At 62.2% G+C, this 15,961-nt stretch carries 17 protein-coding genes; 11 read left to right on the plus strand and 6 right to left on the minus strand.

Annotation, left to right across the window (positions count from 1 at the left end; all coding sequences use genetic code 11):
- Positions 1-149 precede the first annotated feature (149 nt).
- On the minus strand, positions 150-1,070 hold the full coding sequence (gene kdgD / locus BTM36_RS11975; RefSeq protein WP_077236442.1) for a 5-dehydro-4-deoxyglucarate dehydratase: 921 nt from the start codon (positions 1,068-1,070) through the stop codon (positions 150-152).
- Positions 1,071-1,391: 321 nt separating this feature from the next.
- On the minus strand, positions 1,392-2,162 hold the full coding sequence (locus BTM36_RS11985) for a FadR/GntR family transcriptional regulator (protein WP_006712834.1): 771 nt from the start codon (positions 2,160-2,162) through the stop codon (positions 1,392-1,394).
- 340 nt (positions 2,163-2,502) lie between these two features.
- On the opposite strand from BTM36_RS11985, the gene iscR reads away from it, so the two are divergent.
- From iscR to iscX, 9 genes are all read left to right on the plus strand, one after another.
- Positions 2,503-2,997: a Fe-S cluster assembly transcriptional regulator IscR gene (gene iscR / locus BTM36_RS11990; protein ID WP_077236444.1), complete on the plus strand. Its 495-nt coding sequence runs from the start codon at positions 2,503-2,505 to the stop codon at positions 2,995-2,997.
- Positions 2,998-3,013: 16 nt separating this feature from the next.
- Positions 3,014-4,267: an IscS subfamily cysteine desulfurase gene (locus BTM36_RS11995; protein ID WP_006712829.1), complete on the plus strand. Its 1,254-nt coding sequence runs from the start codon at positions 3,014-3,016 to the stop codon at positions 4,265-4,267.
- 82 nt (positions 4,268-4,349) lie between these two features.
- Positions 4,350-4,748, plus strand: a complete 399-nt coding sequence (iscU, locus tag BTM36_RS12000; RefSeq protein ID WP_006712827.1) for a Fe-S cluster assembly scaffold IscU — start codon at positions 4,350-4,352, stop codon at positions 4,746-4,748.
- Positions 4,749-4,808: 60 nt separating this feature from the next.
- Entirely contained in the window at positions 4,809-5,132 is a 324-nt protein-coding gene (gene iscA / locus BTM36_RS12005; RefSeq protein ID WP_006712826.1) for an iron-sulfur cluster assembly protein IscA, read from the plus strand.
- Positions 5,133-5,328: 196 nt separating this feature from the next.
- Positions 5,329-5,844 carry a Fe-S protein assembly co-chaperone HscB gene (gene hscB / locus BTM36_RS12010; RefSeq protein ID WP_077236445.1) on the plus strand — a complete coding sequence of 172 codons (516 nt, stop codon included), beginning with the start codon at positions 5,329-5,331 and terminating at the stop codon, positions 5,842-5,844.
- A gap of 16 nt (positions 5,845-5,860) precedes the next feature.
- Positions 5,861-6,487 carry a LysE family translocator gene (locus BTM36_RS12015; protein ID WP_077236446.1) on the plus strand — a complete coding sequence of 209 codons (627 nt, stop codon included), beginning with the start codon at positions 5,861-5,863 and terminating at the stop codon, positions 6,485-6,487.
- A gap of 25 nt (positions 6,488-6,512) precedes the next feature.
- Positions 6,513-8,378 carry a Fe-S protein assembly chaperone HscA gene (gene hscA / locus BTM36_RS12020; protein ID WP_077236447.1) on the plus strand — a complete coding sequence of 622 codons (1,866 nt, stop codon included), beginning with the start codon at positions 6,513-6,515 and terminating at the stop codon, positions 8,376-8,378.
- Positions 8,379-8,422: 44 nt separating this feature from the next.
- Positions 8,423-8,761 carry an ISC system 2Fe-2S type ferredoxin gene (gene fdx, locus BTM36_RS12025; protein ID WP_006712821.1) on the plus strand — a complete coding sequence of 113 codons (339 nt, stop codon included), beginning with the start codon at positions 8,423-8,425 and terminating at the stop codon, positions 8,759-8,761.
- A 34-nt stretch (positions 8,762-8,795) separates the two neighbouring features.
- Complete coding sequence (iscX, locus tag BTM36_RS12030) at positions 8,796-8,990, plus strand: Fe-S cluster assembly protein IscX (RefSeq protein WP_077236448.1); 195 nt, start codon at positions 8,796-8,798, stop codon at positions 8,988-8,990.
- Between the two features lie 218 nt (positions 8,991-9,208).
- Here the strand turns inward: iscX and BTM36_RS28995 are convergent, their stop codons facing one another.
- The 4 genes from BTM36_RS28995 to BTM36_RS12050 form a co-directional block, all read right to left on the minus strand.
- The gene (locus BTM36_RS28995) at positions 9,209-9,640 is read right to left on the minus strand and encodes a hypothetical protein (RefSeq protein WP_241813340.1); all 432 of its coding nucleotides are present in this window, start codon (positions 9,638-9,640) and stop codon (positions 9,209-9,211) included.
- The gene (locus BTM36_RS12040; RefSeq protein WP_254426986.1) at positions 9,607-10,827 is read right to left on the minus strand and encodes a DUF6402 family protein; all 1,221 of its coding nucleotides are present in this window, start codon (positions 10,825-10,827) and stop codon (positions 9,607-9,609) included. Before BTM36_RS12040 ends, BTM36_RS28995 begins: the two co-directional genes overlap by 34 nt.
- Positions 10,828-11,143: 316 nt before the next feature.
- Positions 11,144-12,463: a DUF1501 domain-containing protein gene (locus tag BTM36_RS12045; protein ID WP_077236449.1), complete on the minus strand. Its 1,320-nt coding sequence runs from the start codon at positions 12,461-12,463 to the stop codon at positions 11,144-11,146.
- A 19-nt stretch (positions 12,464-12,482) separates the two neighbouring features.
- Positions 12,483-13,997, minus strand: coding sequence for a DUF1800 domain-containing protein (locus BTM36_RS12050; protein ID WP_077236450.1), 1,515 nt, complete (start codon positions 13,995-13,997; stop codon positions 12,483-12,485).
- A 496-nt stretch (positions 13,998-14,493) separates the two neighbouring features.
- Here BTM36_RS12050 and BTM36_RS12055 point away from each other — a divergent pair, with 496 nt between their 5' ends.
- On the plus strand, positions 14,494-15,216 hold the full coding sequence (locus BTM36_RS12055; protein ID WP_077236451.1) for a response regulator transcription factor: 723 nt from the start codon (positions 14,494-14,496) through the stop codon (positions 15,214-15,216).
- Positions 15,217-15,239: 23 nt separating this feature from the next.
- Entirely contained in the window at positions 15,240-15,944 is a 705-nt protein-coding gene (locus BTM36_RS12060) for a response regulator (protein ID WP_077236452.1), read from the plus strand.
- Positions 15,945-15,961 lie beyond the last annotated feature (17 nt).

The following is a 15,961-nucleotide window of genomic DNA, read 5'->3' on the forward strand; positions in this document are numbered from 1 at the left end:
GCGGAAGGAAACCTCCGTCGCACTGGCGCCGGAGGTTTTTTTTCGTGCACGCACCCCGTCAGCGGGGCGGTCAAGCAAAAGGGCCGCAGATTTCTGCGGCCCTTGGTCTTGTTGATTCTCATGCGAGCCCAAGCGGGCTCATTACATCGTTACTGCGGACCCAGCTTCTTGATCAGCGCAGCCAGCTCTTCATGCTCCTGCGGGGTGCAATCGGTCAGCGGGGTACGCACCGGACCGGCATCGTGACCCACGATCTTGGCACCGGCCTTGACGATGGAGACCGCGTAACCAGCCTTGCGGTTGCGGATTTCCAGGTAGGGCAGGAAGAAGTCGTCGATCAGCTTGCCCACGGTGGCGTGGTCGTCCTTGGCGATGGCTTCGTAGAACTGCACGGCCGTCTTGGGGATGAAGTTGAACACTGCCGATGAGTAGACCGGCACGCCCAGTGCCTTGTAGGCAGCGGCGTACACTTCGGCCGTCGGCAGGCCACCCAGGTAGGTGAAGCGGTCGCCCAGCTTGCGGCGGATGTGCACCATCGGCTCGATCTCGCCGATGCCGTCCTTGAAACCGATCAGGTTCGGGCAGCGGTCGGCCAGCTTTTGCAGGGTCTCGGCGTTGAGCTTGCAGACGGCGCGGTTGTAGATGATCACGCCGAAATTGACCGATTTGCAGACCGCTTCCACGTGGGCGGCGATACCGTCCTGGCTGGCTTCGGTCAGGTAGTGCGGCATCAGCAGGATGCCGTGTGCACCCAGGCGTTCGGCTTCCTGGGCATAGGCGATGGCTGCGCGGGTGGAGCCGCCGGCACCGGCGATGATGGGCACCTTGCCACGGCAGGTATCCACGGCGGTGCGGATGATGTCCGAATACTCGCCCGGCACCAGAGAGAAGAATTCACCCGTGCCGCCAGCGGCGAACAGGGCGCTGGCGCCGTACGGAGCCAGCCATTCCAGGCGCTCGATATAGGTCTTGGGGCGGAAATCGCCCTGCTCGTCGAAGTCGGTCAGCGGGAAGGACAGCAGGCCGGAAGAGAGGATCTGTTTGAGGTCTTGGGGTGTGTACTGGGACATGTTTTCGCTCGACGCCGTTGGAAATCAGTTGGAAATAGGGTGGAAACGGAGGTCCGGGCGCAAGTCAGCGGGACGGACACCGGGTTCCGATCAAAACTGCATATGACATCAGTCATCGTACAACATAAGATTTCAGAAATCCAGCAATTTATTGTGACGTGTTGGACTAAGGAGGGGAGCCAGGGAGGAGGCGCTGCAGGTGAGGTGAGGAAGGGGGCGGAGGATGGTGCAGCGGCCGGGGGAGGGCTGGCGGGCGCCGACCGCTGGCAGTGCTTGTCTTGCCAGCGGTGGGGACGTGCGGTGGGATGAACTACACGGGGCTCAGCTGGCGTTGCCGGCTGCGCCCGATTCCGCTTCCTGCTGTGCCCGGCGCAGGCGCTCGCGGCTGTTGGTCAGGTGATTGCGCATGGCGGCGCGGGCTGCCTCGGCGTCGCCACGGGCGATGGCCTCAAAGATGTCTTCATGCTCGCGCTGCACGCGGTCCAGGTAGCTGGCCTGCTGGTCGTGCGCCAGTTCGGCGGTGTTGATGCGCTTGCGCGGGATCACGCCCATGCCCAGGTGGCTGATGATCTCGATGAAGTAGCGGTTGCCGGTGGCATTGGCGATGGCGAAGTGGAAGCGGAAGTCCGGTCCCACCGTATCGCCGCCGGCTTGCTGGTTGGCGCGGAACAGGTCCAGCGCCTCGCGGATTTCCTGCAACTGTTCTTCGCTGCGGCGGGCGGCTGCCAGCCCGGCGGTTTCGGTTTCCAGGCTGATGCGCAGCTCCAGCAGCGCCAGCAGGTCGCGCATGGTGGTGATGGTGGCCGGGTCGATATTGATGTTGGAGCCTTTGCGGGCTTCCAGTACGAAGGTACCGATGCCGTGCCGGGTCTCCACCTGGCCGGCCGCCTGCAGGCGTGAGATGGCTTCGCGCACCACGGTGCGGGAGACACCCTGGGTCTGCATGATTTCGGATTCCGTTGGCAGCTTGTCGCCGGGTTTGAGGCTGCCGTTGTCGATCATTGCCGACAACGCTGCCACGACCTCCTGCGACAGGCTCTGGGGCTTGCGGCGCGGGCGCAGCAGCGGATTGGGGGTATCGCTCACATCCATATCGTTCTGTTTCTTGGGAGGGCGGCGCTGGCGGACCCGGCTTGTGTTTTAGTGGGCGGTCCGCATCTGGCCAGAAGAAAATTGTCGCGCCATCTTACCAGATGGATCAAGAGGGTCGACGCCGATGCCAGCCGTAGCCCAGAGAGTAGCCCAATTTCGACAAGAGGTCAGACAAGTTTCCTTCCCAATTGCAGGAAATTTGATCTGGTCGCTTGGATGCTCCGACATTGCGCATGCACGGTACCTGACAGAATTACTCGGGTTTGATATACTTGACTCAAATATTCGGGAATTCAGGGCAACCGGCACCGCCGGTTCATTTGTTTCTGGAGCGAACTCCATGCGTCTTACCACCAAAGGTCGTTTTGCCGTGACGGCGATGATTGATCTGGCCTTGCGCCAGGGCAAGGGCCCCGTCACGTTGTCGGCCATCAGCGAGCGCCAGGAAATTTCTCTATCATATCTGGAGCAGTTGTTCGGCAAGTTGCGACGACACCAGATCGTCGAGTCCGTGAGAGGGCCCGGCGGTGGTTACAACTTGGCACGCAAGGCCGCCGATGTCTCGGTGGCCGACATCATCATCGCGGTGGACGAACCGCTGGATGCGACCCAGTGCGGCGGCAAGGAAAACTGCCACAGCGCGGCGCACCCGGGCGGCACGCGCTGCATGACGCATGACCTCTGGTCTACCCTGAACGAAAAGATGGTCGAGTACCTGGATTCGGTATCGCTCCAGGACCTGGTCGACCAGCAAAAAGAACCCAAGCCGACGGAGCATCGTGCCGCCGACTCGCAGAGCGTGGTGGTGATGCACCGCCCGCAAGCCGCAGCCTGATTTGGAGCAAGGACCTATGAACGCACCCCTGGAAAAAAGCCTGCTGGAGACCATCAAGGCTCCGCACTTCCCGATCTACATGGACTACTCGGCGACCACCCCGGTCGATCCGCGCGTGGCCGACAAGATGATTCCCTACCTGCGCGAGCAGTTCGGTAATCCCGCTTCGCGCAGCCACATGTATGGCTGGACCGCCGAAAAGGCCGTGGAAGAGGCGCGTGAAGAAGTGGCCAAGCTGGTCAATGCCGATTCCCGCGAGATCATCTGGACCTCCGGCGCCACCGAGAGCAACAACCTGGCCATCAAGGGCGCGGCGCAGTTCTACAAGTCCAAGGGCAAGCACATCATCACCGTCAAGACCGAGCACAAGGCGGTGCTGGACACCTTCCGCGAACTGGAACGCGTGGGCTTCGAAGCCACCTATCTGCAGCCGCAGGACAACGGTCTGGTCACCGTCGAGCAGATCGCCGCGGCCGTGCGTCCGGACACCATCCTGGTCTCGGTCATGCTGGTCAACAACGAAATCGGCGTGATTCAGCCGGTGCCGGAAATCGGCGAGTTCTGCCGCTCCAAGGGCATCATCTTCCACAGCGATGCCGCCCAGGCTACCGGCAAGGTCAAGATCGACCTGGAAAACTGGAAGGTCGACCTGATGAGCTTCTCCGCCCACAAGAGCTACGGCCCCAAGGGCATCGGTGCCCTGTACGTGCGCCGCAAGCCGCGTGTGCGCATCGAAGCGCAGATGCATGGCGGCGGTCACGAGCGTGGCCTGCGCTCCGGTACCCTGGCCACCCACCAGATCGTGGGCATGGGCGAAGCCTTCCGCATCGCCCGTGAAGAGATGGACAGCGAACTGGCCCATATCCGCGCCATGCGCGATCGCCTGGCCAAGGGCCTGCAAGAGATCGAAGAGACCTATATCAACGGCGACATGGAACACCGCGTGCCGCACAACCTTAACGTGAGCTTCAACTACGTGGAAGGTGAATCGCTGATCATGGCCATCAAGGATATCGCCGTCTCTTCCGGTTCGGCCTGCACCTCGGCCAGCCTGGAACCGTCCTACGTGCTGCGCGCACTGGGTCGCAGCGATGAACTGGCACACAGCTCGATCCGCTTCACCATCGGTCGCTTCACCACCGAGGAAGACATCGATTTCACCATCGATCTGATCAAGAGCAAGGTCGGCAAGCTGCGCGAACTGTCCCCGCTGTGGGACATGTACAAGGACGGCGTGGACCTGTCCACCATCCAGTGGGCAGCCCACTAAACACGGATTCTGCCAGCCATCGCCAGCAACCACAGCACAGTGCAGGGGCGATGGTCGATACCATCATCTAGGGAGCAAGAACATGTCTTATTCGGAAAAAGTACTCGATCACTATGAAAATCCCCGCAACGTCGGCGCCTTCGAAAAGGGCGACGACACGGTCGGCACCGGCATGGTCGGCGCTCCGGCCTGCGGCGACGTGATGAAGCTGCAGATCAAGGTCGGCGCCGATGGCGTGATCCAGGACGCCAAGTTCAAGACCTACGGCTGCGGCTCGGCCATCGCCTCCTCGTCGCTGGTGACCGAGTGGGTCAAGGGCAAGACCCTGGACGAAGCGCTGTCCATCAAGAACACCCAGATCGCCGAAGAGCTGGCACTGCCGCCGGTGAAGATCCACTGCTCGATCCTGGCCGAGGACGCCATCAAGGCAGCGGTGCAGGACTACAAGGCCAAGCACGGCGCGGAACAGAAGGCCGCCTGATCGGCCTTTTGCGACAGCAGCTACCCGCTCCGCGGTTTTCGATTTCGTAAGGCAAGCATCATGGCAATCACGTTGACAGAGAAGGCAGCAAAACACATCAGCCGGTACATGGAACGTCGTGGCAAGGGCATCGGCCTGCGCCTGGGCGTACGTACCACCGGCTGCTCCGGCCTGGCGTACAAGCTGGAGTACGTGGATGAGCAATCGTCCGAAGACACCGTCTTCGAGTCGCATGGCGTGCGTGTCTTCGTCGATCCCAAGAGCCTGCCCTACATCGACGGTACCGAACTGGACTTCGCGCGCGAAGGCTTGAACGAAGGTTTCAAGTTCCAGAACCCGAATGTGAAGGATGAGTGCGGCTGTGGCGAAAGCTTCCGCATCTGATCGCTGCATCTGATTCTGCTTCTGAGTTTCTGATCCTGAACCAAGCCGTCGCGCCGGCCCAGCCGCGAGGCGGCCAGTGCTTAGCCGATACCGTGACAGCCTCGTGATCGCTCCCTGCGGAGCTGACCCGGTCACCGTTTGCCGTCCCTGATGTGCCAAGCCTGTTGCAGTCCGACAGGCTTTTTATTTTTCAGCCATGCAAAACCACTACGACCTGTTCCAGTTGCCGCAGCGCTTCGCCATCGACCAGAAGGCGCTGGAGCAGGCTTACCACCAGGTACAGAGCCAGGCCCACCCGGACAAGTTCGCTCACGCCAGCGATGCCGAAAAGCGCGTGGCCATGCAGTGGGCCACCCGCGCCAACGAGGCCTACCAGACGCTGAAGAATCCCTTGAAGCGTGCGCGCTACCTGTGCGAACTGCACGGCGTGGACCTGCAGACCGAATCCAACACCGCCATGGCACCGGCCTTCCTGATGCAGCAGATGGAATGGCGCGAAACCTTGGACGACGCCAAGTCCGGCAAGGACCTCGATGCGCTGGAACAGCTCAACACCGAACTGCTGAGCGAGAAGAAGGCCGAGATCGGCCGCATCGAAGCGCTGCTGGACGCGGGCGACTACGCCGGCGCCGGCCAACTGGTGCGCCAGCTGATGTTCCTGGACAAGTTCGGCGCCGAGATCGGCGACGCCTTCGCCCTGATCGAAGGCTGATCCGGGAGCCGCCACCATGCCCAACTTGTTCCTCTTCCTGCTGGCCGCGATGACGCTGACCCTGGCCCCCGGCCCGGACAACATCTACGTGCTCACGCGCGGCATCGCCCAGGGCCGCAAGGCGGGTCTGGTGGCCGCTGCCGGCTTCAGCTCGGGACTGATCTTCCATACCCTGCTGGCGGTGCTGGGCTTCGCTGCCGTGATCAAGGCCTATCCGCCGGCCTATCACGCCCTGCAATACGCGGGCGCGGCCTATCTCGGTTACCTCGGCTATCGCACCTTGCGCTCGGCCTCGGCCGGTATCGCGCTGGCCGGAGAAGGGCAGGCTGCGGCCGCCGTGCCGTTGCGTCGCATCTACTGGCAGAGCGTCCTGGCCAACATGCTCAATCCCAAGGTGACCCTGTTCTTCATCGCCTTCCTGCCGCAGTTCGTGCAGCGCGAAGCCGGTCACGAAGCCCTGCAGATGCTGGTGCTGGCCCTGGTGTTCATTGCCCAGGCCTTCCTCATCTTCAGCGCCATCGCATTGTTTTCCGGCACGGTCGGCGCCTGGTTCCGTCGCCGCGCCAACGCCTCCGTCCATCTGAACCGCCTTGCAGGTTGTGCCTTCATCGGCCTCGGCATCCGGATGGCCTTACCTGAATAACGCATCACGACGAGTCACAACACCTATGGCTTTACTGCAGATTTCCGAACCGGGCATGTCCACCGCGCCGCACCAGCGTCGCCTGGCCATCGGCATCGACCTGGGCACCACCAATTCGCTGGTGGCCACCGTGCGCAACAGCATCCCTGAAGTGTTGGCCGACGACGACGGCCGCGTGCTGCTGCCCTCGGTGGTGCGCTACCTGCCCAACGGCCACGCCAACATCGGCTACAAGGCACAGGCCGCGCAGACCACCGATCCGCGCAATACCATCATCTCGGTCAAGCGCTTCATGGGCCGTGGCCTGAAGGACATCGCCCACGCCGAGAACATGCCCTATGACTTCCAGGACCAGCCCGGCATGGTGCAGATCAAGACCGTGGCCGGCGTGAAGAGCCCGGTAGAAATCTCGGCCCAGATCCTGGCCACGCTGCGCCAGACCGCCGAAGACGCCCTGGGCGACGACCTGGTGGGTGCCGTCATCACCGTGCCGGCCTACTTCGACGATGCCCAGCGCCAGGCCACCAAGGATGCCGCGCAACTGGCCGGCATCAACGTGCTGCGCCTGCTGAACGAACCGACGGCGGCCGCCATCGCCTACGGCCTGGACAATTCCTCCGAAGGCATCTTCGCGGTCTACGACCTGGGTGGCGGTACTTTTGATATTTCCATCCTCAAGCTCACCCGTGGCGTCTTCGAGGTGCTGGCCACCGGTGGCGATTCGGCCCTGGGTGGCGACGACTTCGACCACCGCCTGTTCTGCTGGATCAGTCACGAAGCCCAGCTGCAGCCGCTGTCGGACGAAGACACCCGTCTCCTGATGGTCAAGGCACGCGAGGTCAAGGAACTGCTGTCCACCAAGGACGAAGTGCAGATCGATGCCGTGCTCCGCTCCGGCGAGGAAGTGCATCTCTCCATCACCGCCGCGCAATTCAACGAGATCACCCAGCACCTGGTGGCCAAGACCATGGCGCCGGTACGCAAGGCCCTGCGCGACGCCAGCCTGACCGTGGAAGATGTGGACGGCGTGGTGCTGGTCGGCGGTGCCACCCGCATGCCGCACATCCGCCGCGCCGTGGGCGAGTTCTTCAAGACCAATCCGTTGTCCAACATCGACCCCGACAAGGTGGTGGCGCTGGGCGCGGCCGTGCAGGCCAACCTGCTGGCCGGCAACCGTGCGCCGGGCGACGACTGGCTGCTGCTGGATGTGATCCCGCTGTCGCTGGGCATCGAAACCATGGGCGGCCTGGCCGAGAAGGTCATTCCGCGCAACTCCACCATTCCCTGCGCGCGTGCCCAGGAGTTCACCACCTTCAAGGACGGCCAGACCGCCATGGCCATCCACGTGGTGCAAGGCGAGCGTGAACTGGTGGCCGACTGCCGCTCGCTGGCGCGTTTCGAACTGCGCGGCATTCCCCCCATGGCCGCCGGTGCGGCGCGCATCCGCGTGACCTACCAGGTCGACGCCGACGGTCTGCTGGCCGTGTCGGCCCGCGAGATGACCTCCGGCGTGGAAGCCTCCATCACCGTCAAGCCGTCCTATGGCCTGGCGGACGACGAGATCGCCCGCATGCTGCAAGAGTCCTTCAGTTCTGCCGATGAGGACATGCAACGTCGTGCCTTGCGGGAAGAGCAGGTCGAAGCCGAACGCATCGTCCTGGCCACCCGCTCGGCGCTGCAGGCCGATGCTGCCTTGCTGTCCGAACAGGAGCGTGCTGACATCGAAGTGCAGATGGCAGCCGTCACCGCCGCTGCCCAGGGCAATGATCACCTCGCCATCAAGGCCGCGGTTGACGCCCTGGCCCATGGCACCGAAGAATTCGCCGCCCGCCGCATGGACCGCAGCGTCCATGCCGCACTGGCTGGCAAGAAGCTGGATGAAGTCGCCTGAGCGATGTCCTGACCCGAACATTGTAGAAAGACCCGAGAGCCACCATGCCCCAGATCGTTATCCTCCCCCATCCGGTCCTCTGCCCCGAAGGCTCGGTGATCGACGCCCCGGCCGGCAAGACCCTGTGCGATGCGCTGCTGGACAGCGACATCGACATCGAGCACGCCTGCGAAAAATCCTGCGCCTGTACCACTTGCCACGTGGTCATCCGCGAAGGCTTCAATTCGCTGGACGACCCCACCGACAAGGAAGAAGACCTGCTGGACATGGCCTGGGGCCTGGAGGCCACCTCCCGCCTGTCCTGCCAGGTGGTGCTGGGCGAAGAAGACCTGACCGTCGAAATCCCCAAGTACACCATCAACCACGCCTCCGAAAACCATTGAGCAGGCGCGGCATCGGCCGTGCCGGGAGATCGACATGAAATGGACCGACACCCAGCAGATCGCCGAGGAACTCTATGACAAGTTCCCGGATACTGATCCCAAGACCATCCGCTTCACCGACCTGCATCGCTGGGTGATGGAACTCGATGGATTCGAGGACGATCCCAACCGCTCGGGAGAGCGCATCCTGGAAGCGATCCAGGCGGCCTGGATTGCCGAGGCGGAGTGAGCGGCGGCAGCGGCACTTGTCACGCAAGGAAAGCGTCCGCCGGCTGATCAAGAATCAAAGCCTTGGCTCGCGCCAAGGCTTTGTCGTTTGTCTAGCGCCTGTTCTTACTAAATCTGCACTCGCAGATTTGGTGTGAGCAGGCGCTAGATTGCCCCCGATGATTGTTGGGGTTCTTCTGGGCTATCACTTTTCGCTAGAAAATCTCGCCGAGGCCTGGCTCAGAATAACGGCAGCCTGGCTTGAATCCAGTCCCACTTTGTCGGTGGCATGCTCAGGCGTTTATCGAATTCTGAGTTTTCGGTCACATCAATGTACCGAACAGCATCGGCTTCGTAGCGCAATGGCGCGTGAAAGCTTCGCCCTGCATACCAATTGACTGAAAAATAGCGCCGGGCAAGAAGTGTTTCCTTGTCGTTGAAAACCTTCAGTTCAATTTCATCGTCCGTGCCATCTTGATCGTGACCACCGGAGCCGCACATCTGGAACCGGTATGAGACGCCGTTCAACAGCTTGACTCCACCATCCAGCGTATCCGGACTATCGTAGAAATCACAGCGTCCGTAGTGGGGCCGCGATAAATGAACGAGCAAACCGACCCCAAGGAAGATCAGAGAAATTACGCCAAGGAATTTAAGGGTTCTAATCGGCATATCTCACCAAGTTTGAGGTCGATTGCTTTCTTCAATTTGAGGTAAAGGGGCTGCGAGTACACCATAAAGTCCCCGCCCCGCTGGTGTTTCTCTCGCCATCGATTGTAGTCGTCGTTAAATACCGGAAAGTAGACGTCAGCCTCCTTGAATTTCCCGAATAGAGCTCGACGCGTATCTACCGGTTTGTGGAGCGCCTTCACCCAGACGTCTATATCCGAGTCACGTTTGGACGATCTTGAACCGGTAAGCCACGAGCCTGGGGCAATAATGATTCCGTGCTTATTCCAGTGACCTAAATACTGGTTTCCGTTGAACGAGTAATTGTCTTTTACGTAGACATAGATGTGCGTAATTCTTCCTGTGGCATTGAGGCAGTAGCGGGTACTTCCTCTTTCATATCTGAAGTACTTTTCAGTCGCAACCTCGACGTTTCCTATCGCAGCATAGATATTGAAATTCGCCAGCGATCCTGTGAGATCTGTCAGCGTGAGGGCGTCAAACGTGTCCCGGTCACTGATCAGCAATTTCTGAAACTGCCAATCGACGTGGAATTTCCGAAGGTCGACCAGAAACGTAGAGGTATTAAAGCTCAATACTGAATTTCGATCCTCGAAAGCCCTTCGAACGAAGGCCTTCACGGCTTCTGTCGCAGCGCCGATAGCCCGTTCGCTGTAGATATCTTTGGCCAGAAAGCCTTCGTATTTCTTCCTGACACGCCCGAATTTCAATGCCCATTCAAGAGTAACGTCACGATCATTAAGGGGCTGCTCGGACGATGGTTGGTCGTCATAGGTATGAGCCAGACCGGCGAACCACATTCGAGCGAGTTTTGCCGAGACGGGCCAGCCCAATTTATCCATCGCGTCCGGCACGTCCTGGAGGTCAAAAATCGGAGGGTTTTCGCAAACCTCAGCGTCAAGCTGCATGAGCAACTGCCGCGTTTTCGTTTGCCCCGATTTCGGTACTTGTTCAGGCCTCGGTCTCTGGGCTGCCTTCTTGACGGTCGCTGCCGCAGCGGGTGGTGTGGGTGACAGCGGTTGCTTCGCGCCGGGGGCAGGTCGTTCCAGGGATACACCTTTAGGCGTATCAAGTGGTATGCACCCTTTGGCTGCCTTGAACTCTCTTAACTCCGAACCGAATAGACTTTTTTGTAGCCGGTAGTACGGCGCCTTTCTGACGTCTGTCATTGAAATTCCGTTTCTGTATTAGCTATGCGTTCCCACATAGCTGGGAATCGACGGGATTGGATTCGCATCCCGATTTCCACGGATATCGGAATAGGCTGCGTTAACGAGAGCAGAAGGCTAACACTGTGTCGCGGCGTAAATTTTCGAAACTGGCCTGGAAAATCGCCAACGGGCCGACGCTATGACATTCGATCCAGTGTCGCATTTGATGTGGAGCGAGCCCACAGCCGTGGGCGCAGCAACCGATATCGATTCAGTCGATTTCAAGTAAGGGATGCCCGTCCGGGATCCTTGCGCGAGGAATGGCTGCGTCGTTTCAGATGAAGAGCGGCGGCAGGCCTTTGCTGCCGGAAGCATATTGCGGAAAGACCTTGTCCAGCGCCCGATCCGGGATGCGCATATGCCGCTCGGCCAATGCGCACAGCACGGCCCGGTAATCCGTCGTGATGGCCAGGTCGCGCCCTTCGTTCAAGGCCGCCTGGTTCAAGCCCGGCCATTGTCCATAGATCTTGCCGCCGCGCAGGTTGCCGCCCATCAGCCACATTGCATTGCCGTGACCATGATCGGTACCGCCGTTGCCGTTCTCGCGGAAGGTGCGGCCGAATTCGGACATCACCACGATCACCGTGTCGTTGAAGGCCGGTCCCAGTTCCTGCGCCAGGGTCGCCAGCCCGCTGGCCAGCGGCGAAAGGCGGCCGGCCAATTGTCCGGTGCCATTGCCCTGGTTGATGTGGGTATCCCATCCCCCGACGGCCAGGAAAGCCAGGCGGATGCGCGGGTCGTGGCGCATCAGGCGACCCAGGCGGGCGGTGTCCAGCGACAGACCGTTGGGCAGCGGCGCGCCGTTGTTGGCCATCTGCTGTTCCTGGCTATTGATCTCGGCAATGAGTTGCTTGCGCGCTGCCATGCCATCGCGATAGGCCTTGCCCAGGGCATCGTCGGCGCCATAGAGCGGGTCGAACAGCTGGCTCCAGCGCGGCTGGTCGATCATGCCGGGGCGGGTGGCTTCGCGTCCGCTCTGCAGGTTGGCCACCACATTGCGGCCGCTCAGAATGCGTGGCGTGGCGCTGCCGACGTTGATGGCCTGTAGCGGTGATTCGGCCGGCGGCAGGTAGTCCATGACCCGGTTGAGCCAGCCGTCGCGCGTGTTGTGCTGGCCGGGTGTCCCGGTTTCCATCATGTCCTGCGCCTCGAAGTGTGAGCGCGAGCCGTCGGGTGAACCGGAAGCCTGCACGAAGGCCAGCCGGCCACTCTCCCAGTACGGCAGCAGCGGCTGCAACGATGGATGCAGACCGAAGTAGCCGGTCAGGTCCAGCACGCCATTGGCCTGCCCGGGACGCGCTACGGCGATGCTCGGGCGGGCCTGGTAATACAGCGGATCGCCATGGGGCACCACGACGTTCAGACCATCCACCGCGCCGCGCAGGAACACCACCACCATGCGCGGGGCACCGTCGCCGCTGGCACGCGCACGCGGGGCAGGAGAGCCGTAGGCCACCTGGCCCGGCGTGTGGCCGGCGTGGCTGATGCTATGGTCGTCAGCGGGGACGACGGCGCAACCCGACAGCCCGATCGGCACCAGCACGGCGCCACTGCCGGCGGCGCCCAGGTAACGGATGAAATCGCGACGGTTCATGGAAGTCCTCGACAGTGGATCAGCGTTTCATGAAATCGGGGCTGCCCAGGATCAGGCCAGTGCGCTGATTCGCGGGTGCGGTATCGATACGGGCGACGGCCTGGGGTGTGATGGCCGGGCCCAGCGTGCGCAGCAGCTGTTGCGGATCGGGCGGACGGGCCTCGCTATCGGTGGGTTGCGGCGCGCCTTCCAGGCGCGCGATCGGCGACTTGCCACCGGCCAGGCCACCAGCGAAGTTGATCCGTCGCAGCAGGGCGTCCGGATTGAGCCAGGCCGCCTGGGAATACTTGTAGCCTTCGGGCGTGAGCCAGCCATACAGCGGCATGCCGAACTGTGCCAGCGCGCCGCTGACCGGCTTGCCGTTACGCACCGTCGTATCGCTTGCGCGCAGGGACGAGACCACGAATTGATACGGCGTCTTGAACTGTGTCTGGTAATTGCTGCGCGCCCAGAACTGCGGGCTGTCGAACAAGGTCTTGAGGACGGCGCGGATGTCGCCGCGCGTGGACAGGAAGGTCTGCGCAAGCTTTTGCACCAGCGCCGGATCGGGCTGGTCGGAGACGAAGTACTGCACCAGCTGCGTGGAGATGAAGCGCGCCGTCGAAGGATGGCTGGCCAGGATGTCCAGCGCCGCCTCGCCCTCCTGGTAGCCGCTGGCCGCCAGTGGCTTGCCGAGGAAGACCTTGGGGGCGGCGTCATGACGCTGGGCGTTGAAGCTGAAGGGCGCCGCGCCGGCCTTCATGGCATCGACGTCGATGGTCCAGCCCGAGAGGATGCGCGCCAGGGTGATGACATCGGCCTGCTGGTAGCCGCCATCCACGCCCAGGGTGTGCAACTCCATCAGTTCACGTGCGTAGTTTTCGTTGAGTCCCTTGAAGCGGCCCCGCGCACCGGGCGTACCGACACCACTGGAGAGCCAGTTGTCGAGGTAGTACAGCATCGCCGGGTGATGCGCCACTGCGCCCAGCAGGTCGCGGAAGTGGCCCAGGGCATAGGGACGGATGGCGTTCTTTTCGTAGTCACCCACCCAGTAGCGCACCCAATCCTTGCCCTCGAAGAGATTGAAGTGATTGGCCCAGAATTCGGTCATCACTTCTTCCAGCTGACGCGGACTTTCGGTGGCCTGCAGCAGGCGCGCCATGTGGAATTGCGGGGTCAGTTCGCGGGGTGCGCGCTGGCGGGCAGCCTGCTGTTCTTCCTTGCTGGCCTTCGGGTTGAAGGAGGGGGGACCGTAATCGACGAACAGTTGCGAGGTTGTCATCTGCAGTGCCGGCAGGGCCGCCAGTCGAGCCTGCAGGTCGGCCGGCAGGGGAATGCGTTCGGGGTGCAGTTGCTGGTCGATGTAGCGTGCAACGCCCATCTGCTCGACCTCTTCCAGCGCGCCGGGGCGGGGTCCGTAGCCCAGGCGGTTGAGCACGTGCAGGGCGCGCTCCGAGGGCGACAGCGGGACCTCGTCGACCGGCGTGGCGGCGCGTGCCAGGCTGCAGATCAGCAAGGCCAACAACAACACCGGGGCTGGGCGCAGCGGACGCATGGATGAGCCTTGTGGTCTCGAAATTTGTTGAGAAATTCTTGCCGAGTATGCGCAATGCTTCACTTGATGGCTGTAAAAAAGTGTAATGCAAGCAGCGCCGATCATAGGCCGGTCAGCTGACATCTCGCTGAGCAGCTTATGAGCAGCAGATGAGCAGCCCGTCCATCGGGGCAGGGATGGTTGTCGTTCGCACACGCTTCCTGTGACTGTTTGTCAGTCTCTTGTCACGCGGGAGCCGAGCTGCCCCAAAACGGCAGAAGTTTTGCGAGAGAGCGATATTTTTCAGACGATTCTTATGCGCCCTGGGCCTGGGCTCCACCACAATAGCGCCTTCGAAAACCGGAGCCGGATTCGAGACCTGTTTAAGCAACAGATACTGGCTTGCCGATGCGGGGCCAGCGCCCCACAATGGCGCCTCGCCGCCGCGCCGGATTCGGGGGAAAAGCGGATATAAAACGGACAAAAATCGAACAACGACAGAGAGCAAAGGGCAAGGATGACATGGACACTGGCTTCGGCGATGCGCATCGCCTTGCTTGACGACCACGCCGTGGTTCGATACGGATTGGCGAAGCGACTGGCCGAGGAGCCGGACTTCGAAGTCGTCGGCGCCTTCGCCACCAGCAAGGAGTTGATGACCGCGCTGCGCGCGTCGCCAGCGGACCTGCTGCTGATCGATTATTCGCTGGGCAGCAATGACATCGATGGTCTGAACCTGATCCGGGCGTTGCGCGTGCGCTTCCCCCGCAGCAAGATCCTGGTCACCTCGGCGCATCACAATGCGGCCACCGTGGCCATGGCCATGAAGGCGGGGGCGCGGGGCTTCGTGGGCAAGTCGCAGGAGCTGGGCGAACTGATCCAGGCCATCCGCACCATCGGGCTGGGGCGGGAGTACCACAATGCGGCCCTGACCCGCGAACTGGCGGCCATGCAGGTGGCTGAGCCGGTATCCGGTGGCAAGTCCGAAGCGCGTCCGGCGCGCCGTGCGCGCGCGACACCGCCTTCCTCGGATTCGCTGTCGGACATGCCCAACCTGTCGCCACGCGAGCGCGAAGTCTTGCGCTGCTGCCTGGATGGCTTGTCGGTGACTGACATCGCCGACAAGTTTGCCCGCAGCGTCAAGACCATCAGCGGGCAGAAGCAATCGGCCTTCCGCAAGCTGGGCGTGCGCAGCGACAATGAACTGTTCAAGATCGAATACCAGATCAAGGACCTGTAAAGCGCACCACATAGGGAGTTGCAATGATGAAGGACAGTGGGCCGCGGGTGCTGCTCGTTGATGACTCGGCCACCATCCGGTATGCAATGCAAAGCCGGCTGCAGCTGATGGGTTGCGAGGTCGACAGCGTCGCCGACGGCACCGCCGCGCTGGCAGCGATCCAGGCCCGCTCCTATGGGCTGGTGCTGCTGGATTGCTTCCTGCCGGACATCCTGGGCCAGGACGTGGCGCGCCAGGTCCGCCAGCTGGAACAGGCGCAGCCTGAGCGGCCCTACACGCCGCTGATCGGCATCTCGGCCGAGGCCGATCCTGCGCACGTACAGCGCTGCCTGGACAGCGGCATGGACGGGATGCTCGACAAGCCATTGCAGACCCTGGCCATCCGCCGCCTGCTGGCGCTGTGGTGCGATCACGAGCTGGGCGAGGAAGGCGAGGCCGCCAGTCCCGAGGAAGAACACGACCAGGACCTGGCCCGGCTGTTCCTGACGACCTCCCTGCATGATCTGCAGGCCCTGCAGCAGGCGCGGGAGGAGGGCGATGCCGCCCGCATGAGCCGGCTCACCCACCGTATGCGGGGCGCGGCGCTGACCATGGGCCGGGCCGAGATCGTGGCCTTGCTGGAATGCGTGGACGAAGCCCTGCTCGGCGGCCCTGGCGCTGCCGATGCGATCAGCCTGCTGCTGCAGTCATTGGGCAATGCACTGCAGGCGCGCAGCCTTCAATCCTGATCAGCGTTGCCGGGTTG

Source organism: Herbaspirillum sp. VT-16-41 (genome assembly GCF_001994935.1).
GTDB lineage: Bacteria > Pseudomonadota > Gammaproteobacteria > Burkholderiales > Burkholderiaceae_D > Herbaspirillum > Herbaspirillum frisingense.